Below are 15,530 nucleotides of genomic sequence, written 5' to 3' on the forward strand. Positions count from 1 at the left end.
GTCCCGGGAACCACTCGATTAACAATTCCCGTCAACCGTCCGCCCTGCGGGCGCGGCGCGCGGGCGCTCAGACGGTTCGATTACGCTCGGAGCCATGGCCGACGCACCGTACAAGCTGATCCTCCTCCGCCACGGCGAGAGCGAGTGGAACGAGAAGAACCTGTTCACCGGCTGGGTGGACGTCAACCTCACCCCGAAGGGCGAGAAGGAGGCGACGCGCGGCGGCGAGCTGCTCAAGGACGCCGGCCTGCTGCCCGACGTGGTGCACACGTCCGTCCAGAAGCGCGCGATCCGCACGGCCCAGCTCGCGCTGGAGTCCGCCGACCGCCACTGGATCCCCGTCCACCGCCACTGGCGCCTGAACGAGCGCCACTACGGCGCCCTCCAGGGCAAGGACAAGGCCCAGACCCTCGCCGAGTTCGGCGAGGAGCAGTTCATGCTGTGGCGCCGCTCCTACGACACCCCGCCGCCCGCGCTGGACCGCGACGCCGAGTACTCCCAGTTCTCCGACCCGCGCTACGCGATGCTCCCCCCGGAGCTGCGCCCGCGGACGGAGTGCCTGAAGGACGTCGTCGTCCGGATGCTCCCGTACTGGTTCGACGCGATCGTCCCCGACCTCCTCACCGGCCGCACGGTCCTGGTCGCGGCGCACGGCAACTCGCTCCGCGCCCTGGTCAAGCACCTCGACGGCGTCTCCGACGCGGACATCGCGGGCCTGAACATCCCGACGGGCATCCCGCTCTCCTACGAACTGGACGCCGAGTTCAAGCCCCTGAACCCGGGCGGCACCTACCTCGACCCGGACGCGGCCGCCGCCGCGATCGAGGCGGTCAAGAACCAGGGCAAGAAGAAGTAGCTTCGCTCTTAGAGCCTCCTACCTGCGGATTCTTCGTGGGAAGGGGGCTCTTCGGCGTTGCTGTGGGCCGTCTCGGGACCGGCCGAGGGCTTCGGCGCGGGGTTCCGTGCGGTCGTGTCTGTCCAGTTCAGCCGGCGTCGAACGACCAGACGAGGCCGATCTCCTCGCGGGACACCACGACAGGCCCGAGTTCCCAGGCGTACTGAGTCATCGGCCAGCAGCCGGTGACCCGTTCGTAGAGGCGGGGGTGGTCGTCGTCGTGTCGGGTGTTCGTGCAGAACCGCGAGCCCTGCGGGAAGCGCGACAGGATGACCCGCGCGTGTTTCTCCATGCCCGGTCGACGGTCATCGAAGCCGTACGCCGCGACACGTCCATGGCGTCCGTCGCCGGCATGACGAGCAGCCGTACGACGGCGGAACGCGGAATCTCGGCCCGGAAGGCATCGGGGGAGTTCGGTGGATGCCGCTCCACCCCGACGCGGACAGGAGTGTGCCGTCTCTCTCCGACTCGCCGGCTCCTGCGGGTTCCCTGACGTCAGCCCATGCTCTTGGCGCCGTCCAGGGTCTCCCGGATGATGTCGGCGTGGCCGGCGTGCTGGGCGGTCTCGGCGACGATGTGCATCAGTGCCCGGCGGGCCGACCACTGCGCGCCGGGCTCGAACCACGGAGCCTTCGGCAACGGCCACGCGGCGTCCAGGTCGGGCAGGGTGGCGACCAGGTCGTCGGTCCGGCGGGCCACCTCGGCGTAGTCGGCCAGTACACCGGCCAGCGTCTCGCCGGGCAGCATCCGGAACTCGTCGGCCCGGTGGGCCCAGTCGGCCTCGGTCATGGCCGTGAAGTCCCCCATCGCCGACGGGCCGTTGAGGATGAAGCCCACCCAGCCCCGCTCGACCGAGCCCACGTGCTTGATCAAGCCGCCCAGACACAGCTCGCTGGCGGTGGGCCGGAGCCCGGCCTGCTCGTCGGTGAGGTCACGGGTGGTGAAGCGCAGGAAGTGCCGTTGCTTGGCCAGCATCTCCAGCAGGTCGGCGCGCTCCCCGGTGGCGTCCGCCGCTGCGGCCTGATCGCGGGTGGTCTGCTCGTTGGACGTCATGGGTTCCGCCTTCCGGTGTTTTCGCTCCGTCGGTCGACGACCACGCTATGAGGCCTCTAGGTCAGATGACGTCCTAGATCGCGCGAGGGCTCCCTCGCGGAACCGCTCCGCCCTCAGCCGCTACGATCACGGCCAAGGGCGGGACGTAGCGCAGTGGTCGACGCGAGCGGTCTCCAGAACCGCGAGGACGCCGGTTCGAATCCGGTCGTCCCGCCCCCTCAACCCCTTCTGAGGCCGCCCCGGGCTTTTCGACCTACGGCAGCGGCCTCACGCGGGTTCCACCGGCAGCCACAGTTCGCAGGTCGCGGTGGAGAAGTCGGCCGCGCGGTCGAGGACGGCGACGATCGACGGGCCCGGGCGCAGGCGCCACGGGTTGGACGGGAACCACTCCGACGCGGTGGCCGCCCAGGTCGACTGAAGGGTTCCCGGGTAGGGGCCCGCGCTGCGGAAGACCGCCCACCGGCCGGCCGGTACCTCGATGGCGTCGAGGTCGTCGGGGGTCGGCGTGTCCCGGGTGACGGCGACTCCGTGCAGGTAGGTCAGTTCGCTGCCCTCCGAGTTGTCGGGGGCCAGGTCGTCGCAGACCGCGAGCAGGCCCGCCGGGTCGGTGTCGCCGAGAGCTTTCAGGCGGGCGTGCTCCTGCTGGGGCAGCGCGGCGATGTGCTGCTCGATGTGCGGGTTGACGCCCTCGTGGATGAGCGGGACGCGGGTGGCGTGGCCGATCAGGCGGAAGGCGGGGCGGTCGGCGAAGCGGGTGTCCATGGGGGTGCTCCCTTCGACGGTCAGGCGGAACCTGAGCTGCGGCTGTGTCTGAAGGGGGCCTCCGTCACGCCGTACGTCACGCGGGGCGGCGCCGTGGACCGCCCGGAACGCACGTCCGAACGCTTCCGTGGAGCCGTATCCGTGCCGTACGGCGATGCTCAGCAGGTCGTCCTCACCGCGTACGACGTCGGCGGCGGCGACCGTCATGCGGCGCCGGCGCACGTACTCCGACAGCGGCATGCCCGCCAGCGACGAGAACATCCGGCGCAGGTGGTACTCGGTCGTGCCGAGCGCTCCGGCCAGTGCGGGGACGTCGAGTTCCTCGGTGAGGTGTTCCTCGACGAGGTCGACGAGCTTGTTGAGTGCCGAGATCACGAGGCCTCCTTTCGACATCAACCGTGGCAGGGAGCCGGGGCGCGCTTCCCGATCGTTGCGGTCCGGTTCGGTCGGGCGCGCTGACGGGAGGGCTTGGGATCGTGGCAGCACGGTGAGCGCCGGGCGAGTCCCGCCGATGGCGTCGCGCGGCCGGTGCCGGCAGGCCTCGAAGCCGGCCGCGCGTCGGCGACCCTGCTCGTGGGTCACTGGGGTGGGGGCCGAGTGGCTCCGCCGTCCGTCGGCCGCTTCTCAGCTCGCCGCCGTCAGACGCCCCCGGCGCTCCTCCCGGTGTCCCCGCAGGGCCTGCCAGACCGCGCCCAGGGCCAGTGACTGGACCAGGGCCGCGAGCACGATGCCGCCGATGAAGAACCAGGCGGGGGCGTCGCCGCCCCAGCCCGCCTCGCCGAGCCAGGCGACGAAGCCGAAGGCCGGGAAGGTGAACAGGGCCGGCCAGACCCAGATGAGGGACGCGTCCGGGCTGGTCGTGAAGAGGGGCTCCAGCGCGGCGACGGCCATCGCGCCGCCGACCAGTGCGAGGTAGGCCGCCGAGGCGCGGTTGGCGAAGGCCATGCGGGTGAAGGTGCGTATCGGGCCGGTGCGTATCGGGCCGGTGCGTAGCGGGATGGTCTTCATCGGATCTCGGTCTCCCCGTGGTCGTCGTCCCGTCCAGGGTCGGACGGGAGCGGTCCCGGGGCCTGAGTACCCGTACTCAAGTCGGGCGACTCGGTACCCACCGGTCCAGGGAGAACCCAGGGGGCGGAAGCGGGGGTGCGGCGGCCGGGGTGGTCCCGGACGCCGCACTCCCGCGTTTCGCTGTCGCTGTCGCTATTGCGATCGCTGCTGCTGCCGCCGTTGCCGCTGCCGCGTCAGCCGCACTGGCAGGGACTGCCCGACTGGCAGCCGCAGCCGCAGCCCGAGCCGCAGCCGCACGCGGCGATCAGGGGCAGGCTGCGGATCTCGGGCGGCTGTTCGGTGGGGCGTTCCTGTGCGGGGTCGGGGCTGGTGCTGGGGGAATCGGCCATGGTTCCTCCTAGAGGCTGGTGCCTGGGCCCATTGCACGCCCCGGAGGCCGGTGGCATCAACGGCGCATTGGGGCGAGTACGCGCGCCCCCGGCCCGAGGGTCCGCCGGCCGGCCGCCGCCGGGCCGGCCTCAGGCCCCCTCGACCTGCGTCGGCGGCTGGATGTCCGCCTGGAGCTCGCTCACGTGCTCGCCGGTGACCAGGTAGACCACGCGCTTGGCGACCGAGACGGCGTGGTCGGCGTAGCGCTCGTAGTAACGGCCGAGCAGGGTGACGTCCACGGCCGTCTCGATGCCGTGCTTCCAGCGGTCGTCCATCAGGTGCTGGAAGAGGGCGCGGTGGAGGAGGTCCATCGCGTCGTCGTCCTGCTCCAGCTGGAGGGCCAGGTCGACGTCCTTGGTGATGATCACCTCGGCCGCCTTCGCCATCAGGCGCTGCGCGAGCTGGCCCATCTCCAGGATGGTCGCGTGCAGGTCGTGCGGCACCGCCCGCTCCGGGTAGCGCAGCCGGGCCAGCTTGGCCACGTGCTGGGCCAGGTCGCCCGAGCGCTCCAGGTCGGCCGACATCCGCAGCGAGGTGACGACGATGCGCAGGTCCGTCGCCACCGGCTGCTGCCGTGCCAGCAGGGCTATCGCCCTGGCCTCCAGCTCGTGGTGGAGCTCGTCGACCTTCTGGTCGCCCTCGATCACGTTCTCGGCCAGCTTCAGATCCGAGTCGAGGATCGCGGTCGTGGCGCGTCCGATGGCCGACCCGACCAGCCGGGCCATCTCCACCAGACCGTCGCCGATCGAATCCAGTTCCTCGTGGTACGCGTCCCGCATAAGGGTTCCCTCTCGTACGTCCTTTTAGGGGGCTCGCACTGGCTCGCACCGGCTCGCAACCCCTCGCCGTGCCCCCACGCTTACACGTTCCGGCCTGGACGCGTCCGTTTCCGGCACCACAAATGAACCATCCCTGGCTCCAAGGTGAACTCTGGGCGACGAGTGTTCGAGGTCGCAGTCCGATGGCTGGGGCCGGACCGTTCGCCATGCCTAACCTGGAGGCATGGACGTGAACGCGGCGGTCGCCGCAGCGGCAGCGATCGCCGGAGTGCTCACCGGCGTCATCGCCATGCTGGCGTTCCGCTGGAGCGAGCGCGACCAGCGCCGCCCCACTCGCACCTCCCTGCACACCGACCCGGTACTCCCGCCCGGCGTGGACACCGTCCTGTCGGTGCTCCGTTCCTCCGCGGTCGTCCTCGACGAGGCCGACGCGGTGGTCAAGGCCAGCTCGGCGGCGTACGCCCTGGGCCTGGTCCGGGGCGGCAAGCTCGCCGTCGAGCCCATGCTGCAGATGGCCCGGGACACCCGGCGGGACGGGGAGATAAGGCAGGTCGAGCTGGACCTGCCCCGGCGGGGGAACGGACGCGGGGAGGCGCTCGCCGTCTCCGCGCGCGTCGCGCCCCTCGGCTCACGGCTCGTACTGCTGCTGGTCGAGGACCTCACCGAGGCCCGCCGCATCGAGGCCGTACGGCGCGACTTCGTCGCCAACGTGAGCCACGAGCTGAAGACCCCGGTGGGCGCGCTCTCACTGCTCTCCGAGGCCGTGCTGGACGCCTCGGACGACCAGGAGGCCGTCGAGCGGTTCGCCGGGCGCATGCAGATCGAGGCGACCCGGCTCACCAACCTGGTGCAGGAGCTCATCGACCTCTCCCGGGTCCAGAACGACGACCCCCTCGACGACGCCGAACCCGTCCGCGTGGACGAACTCGTCGCCGAGGCCATCGACCGCTGCCGGCACGCGGCCGGCACCAAGCAGATCACCATGGCCGCCGGAGGAACGGCGGATCTGCACGTACGCGGAAACCGCGGCCAGCTCGCCGCCGCCCTCGGCAACCTCGTCGAGAACGCCGTCAACTACTCGCCCGCCCGCACCCGCGTCGGCATAGCCGCCCGCCGGGTCAGCACCACCGGCGGCGACCTGATCGAGATCGCCGTGACCGACCAGGGCATCGGCATCTCCGACAAGGACAAGGAGCGCGTCTTCGAGCGCTTCTACCGCGTCGACCCGGCCCGCTCGCGGGCCACCGGAGGCACCGGTCTGGGTCTCGCGATCGTCAAGCACGTGGTCGCCTCGCACGGCGGGGAGGTCACGGTGTGGAGCGCCGAAGGCCAGGGCTCCACTTTCACCCTGCGACTGCCGGAGTCGGGCAGCGCCGCCCGCGACCGCGCACCGCGCCGGGCCGCCCACGAGGACCACGACGACCACGAGAACCGTGTGGACCAGGTCGACCAGATGGACCTGGGACACGTGGAACACGGAGAAATCGCCGACAACGGGCGGTCCGCCCCGCATTCCCCCCACACTTCCCCGTACCGAACGCTTCCCGCCCCGGAGGTCCTTCCGTGACCCGTGTGCTCGTCGTCGAGGACGAGGAGTCCTTCTCCGACGTCCTGTCGTACATGCTCCGCAAGGAGGGCTTCGAGGTCGCCGTGGCGACCACAGGGCCCGACGGGCTCGACGAGTTCGAGCGCAACGGCGCCGACCTCGTCCTCCTCGACCTGATGCTGCCCGGCCTGCCGGGCACCGAGGTGTGCCGCCAGCTGCGCGGCCGCTCGAACGTCCCCGTGATCATGGTGACCGCCAAGGACAGCGAGATCGACAAGGTTGTCGGGCTGGAGATAGGGGCCGACGACTACGTCACCAAGCCCTTCTCCTCCCGTGAGCTGGTCGCCCGCATCCGTGCCGTACTGCGCCGCCGCGGCGAGCCGGAGGAGGTCGCCCCCGCCGCGCTGGAGGCCGGGCCCGTCCGCATGGACGTCGACCGGCACGTCGTGACCGTGGGCGGCACCAAGGTCGACCTGCCGCTGAAGGAGTTCGACCTGCTGGAGATGCTGCTGCGCAACGCCGGCCGCGTGCTGACCCGCATGCAGCTGATCGACCGGGTCTGGGGCGCCGACTACGTCGGTGACACCAAGACCCTCGACGTCCACGTCAAGCGGCTGCGCGCCAAGATCGAGCCCGACCCGGGCGCGCCGCGGTACCTGGTGACCGTGCGGGGGCTCGGCTACAAGTTCGAGCCGTAGAGCGGCCGGCGCGGCCGGCTCCTTGCCGCTGCCGCGTCCGTACGCCCGACGCGCCGTGCCGGTGGCGTGTCGTGCGTACGACGAAGGGCGGGACCTCCGGGAGAGGTCCCGCCCTTCGTGCGGTGTGTGCGGCGTTACGGGGGCTCAGTGGCCGGCCGTGTCCTCCTGCGAGTCCACGGTGCCCGGAGCGTCCTGCGCGTCCTGCGCGTCCTGCGCGTCCTGCGGGGCGGAGTCCGTCGCGGAACCGGTCTCGGTGCCGGTGCCGTTGCCGGTGGCGCCGTCCGTCCCGGGGGCCGTGGCGTCGCCGGACGGGGCGCCAGGGGTCTCGCCGTCGGACGGTTCCCCGGAGGCCTCCTGCGACGGCTGCGCCGACGCGCCGGGCGCCGCCGGGACGTCGCTCGGGCCCCACTTCGAGAAGTAGCTCTCGGCGGGGACGACGAACGCCTCCAGGCTCACGTCGCCGGTCTTGCTGAGGGCGAAGGTGACCTTCTGGGCGTCGCCGTCCCTCAGTGCCTCGCGGCTGTCGGTCAGGACGGCGGAGGCGTTGCCCTCGCCGCCGAGGATCAGGGAGCCGCCGGCCGGGACGGTCAGGCCGTCGGCGCCGCCCTCCTCGCCCTTGGCGGGCTTCAGCTCGACGGACTTGCCGGCACCGTCCACGGTGATGGACTCGAGGGTCTGGTCCGTCCGGCCGTTGTTGAACAGGGTGGCGGAGACCGCGGCCGGGCCGGTCGACTCCGGGTCGGGCTGCGTGATGACGATCGCGTTCTGGATCTGGACGTCACCGACGGTCGTCGCAGCGTTGTCCGGCTTGATCTCCAGCGTCTGGGCGTTGTGACCGGCACCGCACGCGGCGAGCGAGGCGATCGAGAACGCGATGGCGGCGGCGGCGAGGGCACCGCGTCGAAGGCTGCTGCTCACGGCGGCGGCAACTCCTTGGACTCGAGCGGGGTGGCGGCAACGGATAAAGCCGCCCTAAGTGACTGTCAGCGGGCCTTAGGCTACCGAGCCGTTCACGGGCCGCCGCACCCGACCCTCCCCCAAGTCGCCCGGCTTCGCTCGGCAGGCGGTAGGTCCGGGGCCGTTCCAGGCGATCTTCCCGAGTCGTTTTGCCGCCTGCGGCCGTCCGTCATTCATATAAGAGGCACCCGCCATACGGGTCGCCGATCGGCGCGCGAATTTTCCGTGAAGGAATGCGCGGACGGCCAGGAAATGGATCACCGGAGGGCCGGCCGGGGCACCTGGTGATCAATTCCGGATTCGACGGGAAGCCCGCCCGGGCCACCGAACGGAGTAGCGGAAGTCGCACGCCTGGAACCAGACATACCGGATCATCCGGGCAGGTGGACAGGCCTCCGGATGTGCGTGACGTGCGTGTTTCGCCCGACCTGAAGAGCCGCTCCGACCTGCGAATACTTTCTTCCGCTAGCTCGGCGCAGCACGTTCCTGTTGCAGTTGTCAAGCCCCGAGATATGCCCTGACCTGCGAAAACGCCATTCAGAAGACGCCGTTTCCGTGTTACCCTGGATAGCCACGGAAGGGGTACCTGTCACATGACGTTCAAGGTTGGCGACACCGTGGTCTATCCCCATCACGGGGCCGCGCTGATCGAGGCTATCGAAACTCGCCAGATCAAAGGCGTGGACAAGACCTACTTGGTGCTGAAGGTCGCCCAGGGCGACCTGACGGTACGTGTGCCAGCGGACAATGCGGAGTTCGTCGGCGTGCGTGATGTGGTCGGTCAGGACGGACTGGACCGGGTCTTCGAAGTGCTGCGCGCGCCGTATGCCGAGGAGCCCACGAACTGGTCGCGTCGTTACAAGGCAAACCTGGAGAAGCTCGCCTCCGGCGACGTCATCAAGGTCGCGGAAGTCGTACGCGATCTGTGGCGCCGTGAGCGTGAGCGCGGACTCTCCGCAGGTGAGAAGCGCATGCTCGCCAAGGCCCGCCAGATCCTGGTGAGCGAGCTCGCTCTCGCGGAGAACACCAACGAGGACAAGGCGGAGGCCCTGCTCGACGAGGTGCTCGCCTCCTGAGGCGAGGCGCGAACCGCTGCCCGCGCGGTTCGGCGCACTGAAATGCCGTGGTGCCCGATGACATCTTTCATGTCGCCGGGCGCTGCGGCATGTTCGTACCCGGATTCGGGCGTGCCCGGGCGCCCCCGGATTTCGTCTTCTGACGCTTGTCCCGGGAGACTTTTCCCCGATCTCCCCGGTCCTGGCGTGCCGGGCCCGGACTGCTGGCTCGACCAGGGTCACGGAAGGGTCCGGTCAAGGCGTCGCGCCCGGCACGGTGAGGCCATACCCAACTAGGTCGAGCACACAAACCTGACAGGAACCGATGTCTGACGAATCGCGTCCCTCGCCCGCGGAACCGCCCGCGGAGACCTCTGCCGACGCCCGTACGAACACCAGGACCGCGGCTGTGATTCCGGCCGCCGGCCGCGGCGTACGACTGGGCCCGGGCGCCCCGAAGGCCCTCCGTGCGCTGGGCGGCACACCCATGCTCATCCACGCGGTCCGTGCCATGGCCGCCTCCCGCGGGGTCTCCCTCGTCGTCGTCGTGGCCCCGCCCGACGGGGCCGCCGAGGTCAAGAGCCTGCTCGACGCGCACGCGCTGCCCGAGCGGACCGACTTCCTCGTCGTGCCCGGCGGCGAGTCGCGGCAGCAGTCCGTACGGCTCGGCCTGGACGCGCTGCCGCCCGAGTACGACATCGTCCTCGTGCACGACGCGGCCCGGCCGCTGGTGCCCGTGGACACGGTGGACGCCGTGATCGAGGCCGTGCGGGAGGGCGCGCCCGCCGTCGTGCCGGCGCTGCCGCCGGCCGACACGGTCAAGCAGGTCGAGCCCGCCGCCGTCCCGGGGGAGCCGGAGCCGGTGGTGGCGACGCCGGAGCGGGCACGGCTGCGCGCGGTGCAGACGCCCCAGGGGTTCGACCGGAGCACGCTGGTGCGCGCCCACGAGACGGTGAGCGGCGACGTCACCGACGACGCGAGCATGGTCGAGCAGCTCGGACTCACGGTGGTCGTCGTGCCGGGACACGAGGAGGCGTTCAAGGTGACGCGGCCCCTCGACCTGGTGCTCGCGGAGGCGGTCCTGGCACGCAGGAGGCTGAACGATGGGTTCTGAGATTTCCGAGGGCTCCGGGTGTTCTGAGGTTTCCGAGGTTTCCGAGAAGGGCGCTCTCCCCCCGCTGCCGCAGGTCGGCATCGGTACCGACATCCACGCCTTCGAGGACGGGCGTGAGCTGTGGTGCGCCGGGCTGAAGTGGGAGGGCGAGGGGGCCGGGCTGGCCGGGCACTCCGACGCGGACGTCGTCGCGCACGCGGCGTGCAACGCGTTGTTCTCCGCGGCGGGCCTCGGGGACCTCGGGCAGCACTTCGGCACCGGGCGGCCCGAGTGGTCCGGGGCGTCGGGGGTCACCCTGCTGACGGAGGCCGCGCGGATCGTGCGGGCGGCGGGGTTCCGGATCGGGAACGTCGCGGTGCAGGTGGTCGGACCGCGGCCGAAGATCGGCAGGCGGCGCGAGGAAGCGCAGCGTGTGCTGTCCGCGGCGGTGGGGGCGCCGGTGTCGGTGTCGGGAGCGACGACGGACGGTCTCGGGTTCCCCGGGCGGGGGGAGGGGCTGATGGCGGTGGCCACGGCGCTGGTGGCGCGGGTGGGGTGAGCGGCGGGTGAGCGGGGGCGTCCCGGGCGGCCGGGTTCGTGGTGGGGCCGGCGTCGGACGAGCGCGCGGGGCCCCGCGCTCCGGCCTGGGCCGCGCCAGGGGCTCCGCCCCTGAGCCCCGTGCCAGGGGCTCCGTCCCTGGGCCCCGGCCAGGGTCCACCCACCACCCGACCCGGTCGGGCAGGAAGCCGGCCTCGCCCCAGCGTCACCGGCTCGGTCGGGCCGCCGGCGGGCATGTACGCCCCTGGCACCGTCCCGCGCCTACTACCCTGGACCCGTGACTATTCGCCTGTACGACACCAGCGCCCGGCAGATCCGTGACTTCGCCCCCCTCACGCCGGGCTGCGTCTCGATCTACCTGTGCGGTGCCACCGTGCAGGCCGCCCCGCACATCGGGCACATCCGGTCCGGGCTGAACTTCGACATCATGCGCCGCTGGTTCGCGTACCGCGGCTACGACGTCACCTTCATCCGCAACGTCACCGACATCGACGACAAGATCATCCGGAAGGCGGCCGAGCAGGACCGCCCCTGGTGGTCCATCGGGTACGACAACGAGCGCGCGTTCAACGACGCCTACGACGCCCTCGGCTGCCTGCCGCCCACCTACGAGCCGCGTGCCACCGGCCACATCACCGAGATGGTCGAGATGATGCGCGTCCTCATCGAGCGCGGCCACGCCTACGAGGCCGACGGCAGCGTCTACTTCGACGTACGGTCCCTGCCCGGGTACCTGTCCCTGTCCAACCAGGACCTCGACGAGCTGCGCCAGCCCTCCGGAGAGGGCGAGACCGGCAAGCGGGACCCGCGGGACTTCGCCATGTGGAAGGCGGCCAAGCCGGGCGAGCCCAGCTGGGAGACGCCGTGGGGCCGGGGCCGGCCCGGCTGGCACCTGGAGTGCTCCGCCATGGCGCACAAGTACCTGGGCAGCGAGTTCGACATCCACGGGGGCGGGATCGACCTGATCTTCCCCCACCACGAGAACGAGATCGCCCAGGCCAAGGGCTTCGGCGACGCCTTCGCCCGGTACTGGGTGCACAACGCCTGGGTCACCATGAGCGGCGAGAAGATGTCCAAGTCGCTCGGCAACAGCGTGCTGGTGAGCGAGATGGTCAAGCAGTGGCGCCCGGTCGTGCTGCGGTACTACCTCGGCACCCCGCACTACCGCTCCACCATCGAGTACAGCGAGGAGTCCCTGCGCGAGGCCGAGTCGGCGTACGCGCGGATCGAGGGCTTCGTGCAGCGCGTCACCGAGCTGGCCGGCCGGACCGTCGAGCCCGCCTCCGACGTGCCGCCCGCCTTCGCCGAGGCGATGGACGACGACCTGGGCGTCCCGGGGGCCCTCGCCGTCGTGCACACCACCGTCCGGCAGGGCAACAGCGCACTGGCCGCCGACGACAAGGAGGCCGCGGTCGCCCGCCTCGCCGAGGTCCGTGCGATGCTCGGGGTACTGGGCCTCGACCCGCTGGCCCCGCACTGGGCCGGCGAGCGGGAGCAGGGCGAGGACCTGCGGCACGTCGTCGACAGCCTCGTACGCCTGGTCCTCGACCAGCGCGAGGCCGCCCGGGCCCGTAAGGACTGGTCCACCGCGGACGCCATCCGCGACCAGCTGGGACAGTCCGGCCTGGTCATCGAGGACGGCCCGCAGGGGCCCCGCTGGAGCCTCGGCTCCCGCTGACCCCCGCCCGTCACCGAAGACCGCACACGCGGGTCACGAGGCCGCCGAGTACCGCGGGTCCCGGGGTTCCCGTAGATCGATTGTGCCGCCCGGCCTCCCGGGCGGCACACTGCATACAAACGCACGTACCACGCACACTCCCGTAGAGAGCGGAGACAGGTAACTCATGGCCGCGAACAACCGCCGCATGTCCGGCAAGAAGGGCGCGCAGGTCGGCAGCGGCGGCAAGCGACGCCGGGGCCTGGAAGGCAAGGGGCCGACGCCTCCCGCCGAGATGCGCAAGGGGCACGCCAAGCAGCGCGTCGCCAACGCGAAGGCTCGCCGCGCCACAGGACGCGCGCCCCAGCGGCGCGGGGGCGGCCGGTCGACGTCCGAGCTCGTCGTCGGCCGCAACCCCGTCTTCGAGGCGCTGCGCGACGGCGTGCCCGCCTCGACGCTCTACGTCCAGCAGTTCATCGACAACGACGAGCGGGTGCGCGAGGCGCTCCAGCTCGCGGCCGAGCGCGGCGGCATCAACCTCATGGAGGCGCCGCGTCCCGAGCTCGACCGGATGACCAACGGGCTCAACCACCAGGGGCTCGTCCTCCAGGTCCCGCCGTACGAGTACGCGCACCCCGAGGACCTGGTCGCCGCCGCCCACGACGAGGGCGCGGACCCGCTGATCGTCGCCCTCGACGGGGTGACCGACCCGCGCAACCTCGGTGCCGTCGTCCGCTCCGTCTCCGCCTTCGGGGGCCACGGCGTCGTCGTTCCCGAGCGGCGCGCGGCCGGCATGACGGCGGGCGCCTGGAAGTCGTCCGCCGGCACGGCCGCCCGTACGCCGGTGGCCCGCGCCACCAACCTCACGCGGGCGCTGGAGTCCTACCAGAAGGCCGGCGTCACGGTCGTGGGTCTCGCCGCCGACGGCGAGGCCGACCTGGGCGATCTGGAGGCGCTGGCGGGACCGGTCGTCATCGTCGTAGGCAGCGAGGGCAAGGGCCTGTCGCGGCTGGTCGGCGAGACCTGCGACTACCGGGTGCGGATCCCGATGCCCGGCGGGGCGGAGTCGCTGAACGCCGGTGTGGCCGCGGGGATCGTGCTGTACGAGGCGGCGCGTCGGCGGAGCTGACGGCTGACGGCTGACGGCTGAGGGGGGAACGGGGTTTCGACTCCGTCCCCCGCACGGGGTGTTCCGGGCGGTCCGGGCAAGCTTGACGCGGTCCGGACAGATCCGGGCGGTCAAGGCAGTGTCCTAACGACACGTCACTCGGTTAGATGAGTGTGGACACCAGAACACCCCGCACACCCACGGGGGACCGCTCGTCGGGAATCGACGACGCTCCCGCGCTGAGCATGGTGAAGGTGCCGAGCGATCCGGCCCAGGTCATCGTCAACCACGCGAGTTTCCGCGTGCAGTTCGGTGCCTCCACGCGGCGGACCCAGTCCCCGCGGATCGCACGGCACCTGAGCGCCACCCAGGACACCGGCCGCATGCCCCTCGCAGGCACCGCGGGGGCCGCCGTGCCGCCTGCCGCCCGTCGTCGCGCCGTCGTCTGGAGCGGGCGCTCCGACCCGGACGACACCGGCGCCCACCGGCTGCTCCAGGCGGTGCGGGCCGGAGCCGGCCACCACGCCGAGGACCCGGTCGCCGACGCCGGAGCCACCCAGGTCATCCACCGGGGCGGCATCGACGACGGAGCCCCGGGCTACGACGGCTACGACGACGGCCCCGCCACCCAGACAATCGAAACCCCCCTCGTCGGCGCCCAACGACGCCCCGTACCCGAGGGCGCCCGGCTGCTGCCCGCCATGCGCCCCGTCGGCAGCGCCTACGACGAACCCGCCTACACCGGCGAGGACTTCGGCTCCGCCCCCGGCCACGACGGCTACGACGACGGTTACGACGACTACGACGACGACTACGACGACGGGCCGGACCAGGCCGAGCCGCGCACCAGGCGTCATGGCGACGACCCGGCACGGCACGCCTACTTCCCCGGCCGCCGTATGAACCTCGGCGTCGTGCTGCTGCCGCTGCGCGTCTTCCTCGGCTTCATCTCCATCTACGCCGGCATGGGCAAGCTCTGCGACCCCGTCTACTTCGACGGCGGCGAACGCGGCTCCATGGTCAAGTGGCTCAACACCCTGCACCCGTGGGACGTCGCCGAGCCGCTGCGTCAGTTCGCCCTCGCCCACCCCGTCGGCGCCGGGCTCGTCATCGCCTTCCTCCAGGTGATCGTGGGCGTCCTGACCGTCCTGGGCTGCTGGCAGCGCGTCGGCGCCGTCATCGGCGCGGGTCTGTCCGCGGCGCTCCTGGTCACCGTCAGCTGGAAGAGCGTCCCCGTCTACGACGCGCCGGACATCATCTACCTCGCCGCCTGGTCCCCGCTGATCATCGCCGGGGCCCCCGTCTACTCCGTGGACGGCCGGCTCGCCGGCAGTGCCTGGCGCCGCCTCGGTCCCCGCGCCGACATCTGGGACCTGCGCCGCTACGTCCTGCGCCGCGGCGCCCTCGTCACCTTCCTCGTCGCCGGTGTCACCCTCCTCGTCGGCTCGCTGCTCGGCGGTGCCGTCCGGGACGCCGACCGCGTGGTCGTCCCCGGGCCCGGCGAGTCCCCGCGCAACGAACTGCCCGGCACCCCGCTCCCGAAGGAATCCGGTACACGGAAGCCGAAGACCCCGGAGGCCTCCGCCTCGCCCTCCCAGGGCGCCACCAGCGGCTCGGCCACGCCCTCCACGGGCGCCGCGACCACCCCCGGAGCGACCCGCGACAGCGGCACCGTCACCGGCGGCGCCCCCAGTCAGACCCAGGGCACCACGGGTCAGGCCCCGCCCCGGCCGTCCTCCCCGGCCGACCGGGCACCGAGCACCACGGCCGGACCGACCTCCGGCGGCAGCGGCTCGACCGGCGGCGGCAGCGGCTCGACCTCTGGCGGCACCGGCTCGACCGGCAGCACCGGAACCGGCAGCGACGGCGGCGGCGCCGGCTCCTCCACCGGAGAGCCGGGCAGAGGCCTGGTGGGCGGCCTCCTGGGCTGAC

The 15,530-nt window shown here is 71.9% G+C and carries 16 protein-coding genes and 1 tRNA gene; 10 read left to right on the forward strand and 7 right to left on the reverse strand.

All coding sequences use genetic code 11. From position 1 onward, the window contains the following. Window positions 1-94 precede the first annotated feature (94 nt). Window positions 95-856, forward strand: coding sequence for a phosphoglyceromutase (locus tag ACH4NX_RS32360; protein ID WP_351398489.1), 762 nt, complete (start codon window positions 95-97; stop codon window positions 854-856). Window positions 857-983: 127 nt separating this feature from the next. Here ACH4NX_RS32360 and ACH4NX_RS32365 read toward each other — a convergent pair whose 3' ends face one another. Then, on the reverse strand, window positions 984-1,187 hold the full coding sequence (locus ACH4NX_RS32365) for a hypothetical protein (protein ID WP_398129596.1): 204 nt from the start codon (window positions 1,185-1,187) through the stop codon (window positions 984-986). 203 nt (window positions 1,188-1,390) lie between these two features. Then, complete coding sequence (locus ACH4NX_RS32370; protein WP_351398493.1) at window positions 1,391-1,948, reverse strand: DinB family protein; 558 nt, start codon at window positions 1,946-1,948, stop codon at window positions 1,391-1,393. A 139-nt stretch (window positions 1,949-2,087) separates the two neighbouring features. Here ACH4NX_RS32370 and ACH4NX_RS32375 point away from each other — a divergent pair. After that, window positions 2,088-2,162, forward strand: a tRNA-Trp gene (locus ACH4NX_RS32375). 53 nt (window positions 2,163-2,215) lie between these two features. On the opposite strand, the gene ACH4NX_RS32380 is transcribed toward ACH4NX_RS32375, so the two are convergent. The 4 genes from ACH4NX_RS32380 to phoU form a co-directional block, all read right to left on the reverse strand. After that, window positions 2,216-3,085: an AraC family transcriptional regulator gene (locus ACH4NX_RS32380; RefSeq protein WP_351398495.1), complete on the reverse strand. Its 870-nt coding sequence runs from the start codon at window positions 3,083-3,085 to the stop codon at window positions 2,216-2,218. Between the two features lie 249 nt (window positions 3,086-3,334). Beyond that, window positions 3,335-3,718, reverse strand: a complete 384-nt coding sequence (locus tag ACH4NX_RS32385) for an SCO4225 family membrane protein (RefSeq protein ID WP_351398497.1) — start codon at window positions 3,716-3,718, stop codon at window positions 3,335-3,337. A gap of 233 nt (window positions 3,719-3,951) precedes the next feature. Next, window positions 3,952-4,107: a hypothetical protein gene (locus ACH4NX_RS32390; protein WP_351398499.1), complete on the reverse strand. Its 156-nt coding sequence runs from the start codon at window positions 4,105-4,107 to the stop codon at window positions 3,952-3,954. Window positions 4,108-4,236: 129 nt separating this feature from the next. After that, window positions 4,237-4,926 carry a phosphate signaling complex protein PhoU gene (gene phoU, locus ACH4NX_RS32395; protein WP_351398501.1) on the reverse strand — a complete coding sequence of 230 codons (690 nt, stop codon included), beginning with the start codon at window positions 4,924-4,926 and terminating at the stop codon, window positions 4,237-4,239. A gap of 223 nt (window positions 4,927-5,149) precedes the next feature. Between phoU and ACH4NX_RS32400 the strand changes: the two genes are divergently transcribed. Next, window positions 5,150-6,493, forward strand: coding sequence for an ATP-binding protein (locus tag ACH4NX_RS32400; RefSeq protein ID WP_351398503.1), 1,344 nt, complete (start codon window positions 5,150-5,152; stop codon window positions 6,491-6,493). Beyond that, a complete protein-coding gene (locus tag ACH4NX_RS32405) occupies window positions 6,490-7,170 on the forward strand; it encodes a response regulator transcription factor (protein WP_043381903.1) in 681 nt (226 codons plus the stop codon). The genes ACH4NX_RS32400 and ACH4NX_RS32405 overlap by 4 nt, the downstream gene beginning before the upstream one ends. Before the next feature lie 144 nt (window positions 7,171-7,314). On the opposite strand, the gene ACH4NX_RS32410 is transcribed toward ACH4NX_RS32405, so the two are convergent. Beyond that, the gene (locus ACH4NX_RS32410) at window positions 7,315-8,088 is read right to left on the reverse strand and encodes a copper chaperone PCu(A)C (RefSeq protein WP_398129595.1); all 774 of its coding nucleotides are present in this window, start codon (window positions 8,086-8,088) and stop codon (window positions 7,315-7,317) included. A 632-nt stretch (window positions 8,089-8,720) separates the two neighbouring features. On the opposite strand from ACH4NX_RS32410, the gene ACH4NX_RS32415 reads away from it, so the two are divergent. The 6 genes from ACH4NX_RS32415 to ACH4NX_RS32440 all read left to right on the forward strand — a co-directional run bounded on the left by ACH4NX_RS32415 (window position 8,721) and on the right by ACH4NX_RS32440 (window position 15,529). Continuing rightward, a complete protein-coding gene (locus tag ACH4NX_RS32415; RefSeq protein ID WP_003953493.1) occupies window positions 8,721-9,203 on the forward strand; it encodes a CarD family transcriptional regulator in 483 nt (160 codons plus the stop codon). Between the two features lie 304 nt (window positions 9,204-9,507). Then, entirely contained in the window at window positions 9,508-10,296 is a 789-nt protein-coding gene (gene ispD, locus ACH4NX_RS32420) for a 2-C-methyl-D-erythritol 4-phosphate cytidylyltransferase (protein WP_351398508.1), read from the forward strand. Beyond that, entirely contained in the window at window positions 10,286-10,834 is a 549-nt protein-coding gene (ispF, locus tag ACH4NX_RS32425) for a 2-C-methyl-D-erythritol 2,4-cyclodiphosphate synthase (protein ID WP_351398510.1), read from the forward strand. Before ispD ends, ispF begins: the two co-directional genes overlap by 11 nt. A gap of 276 nt (window positions 10,835-11,110) precedes the next feature. Further along, complete coding sequence (gene cysS, locus ACH4NX_RS32430) at window positions 11,111-12,511, forward strand: cysteine--tRNA ligase (RefSeq protein ID WP_398129594.1); 1,401 nt, start codon at window positions 11,111-11,113, stop codon at window positions 12,509-12,511. A gap of 166 nt (window positions 12,512-12,677) precedes the next feature. Then, window positions 12,678-13,619, forward strand: coding sequence for a 23S rRNA (guanosine(2251)-2'-O)-methyltransferase RlmB (gene rlmB, locus ACH4NX_RS32435; protein ID WP_351398514.1), 942 nt, complete (start codon window positions 12,678-12,680; stop codon window positions 13,617-13,619). Window positions 13,620-13,765: 146 nt separating this feature from the next. Further along, the gene (locus ACH4NX_RS32440) at window positions 13,766-15,529 is read left to right on the forward strand and encodes a DoxX family membrane protein (RefSeq protein ID WP_398129593.1); all 1,764 of its coding nucleotides are present in this window, start codon (window positions 13,766-13,768) and stop codon (window positions 15,527-15,529) included. Window position 15,530: the final 1 nt, after the last annotated feature.

It is taken from the genome of Streptomyces sp. NPDC017225 (assembly GCF_044331465.1).
Classification (GTDB): Bacteria; Actinomycetota; Actinomycetes; order Streptomycetales; family Streptomycetaceae; genus Streptomyces.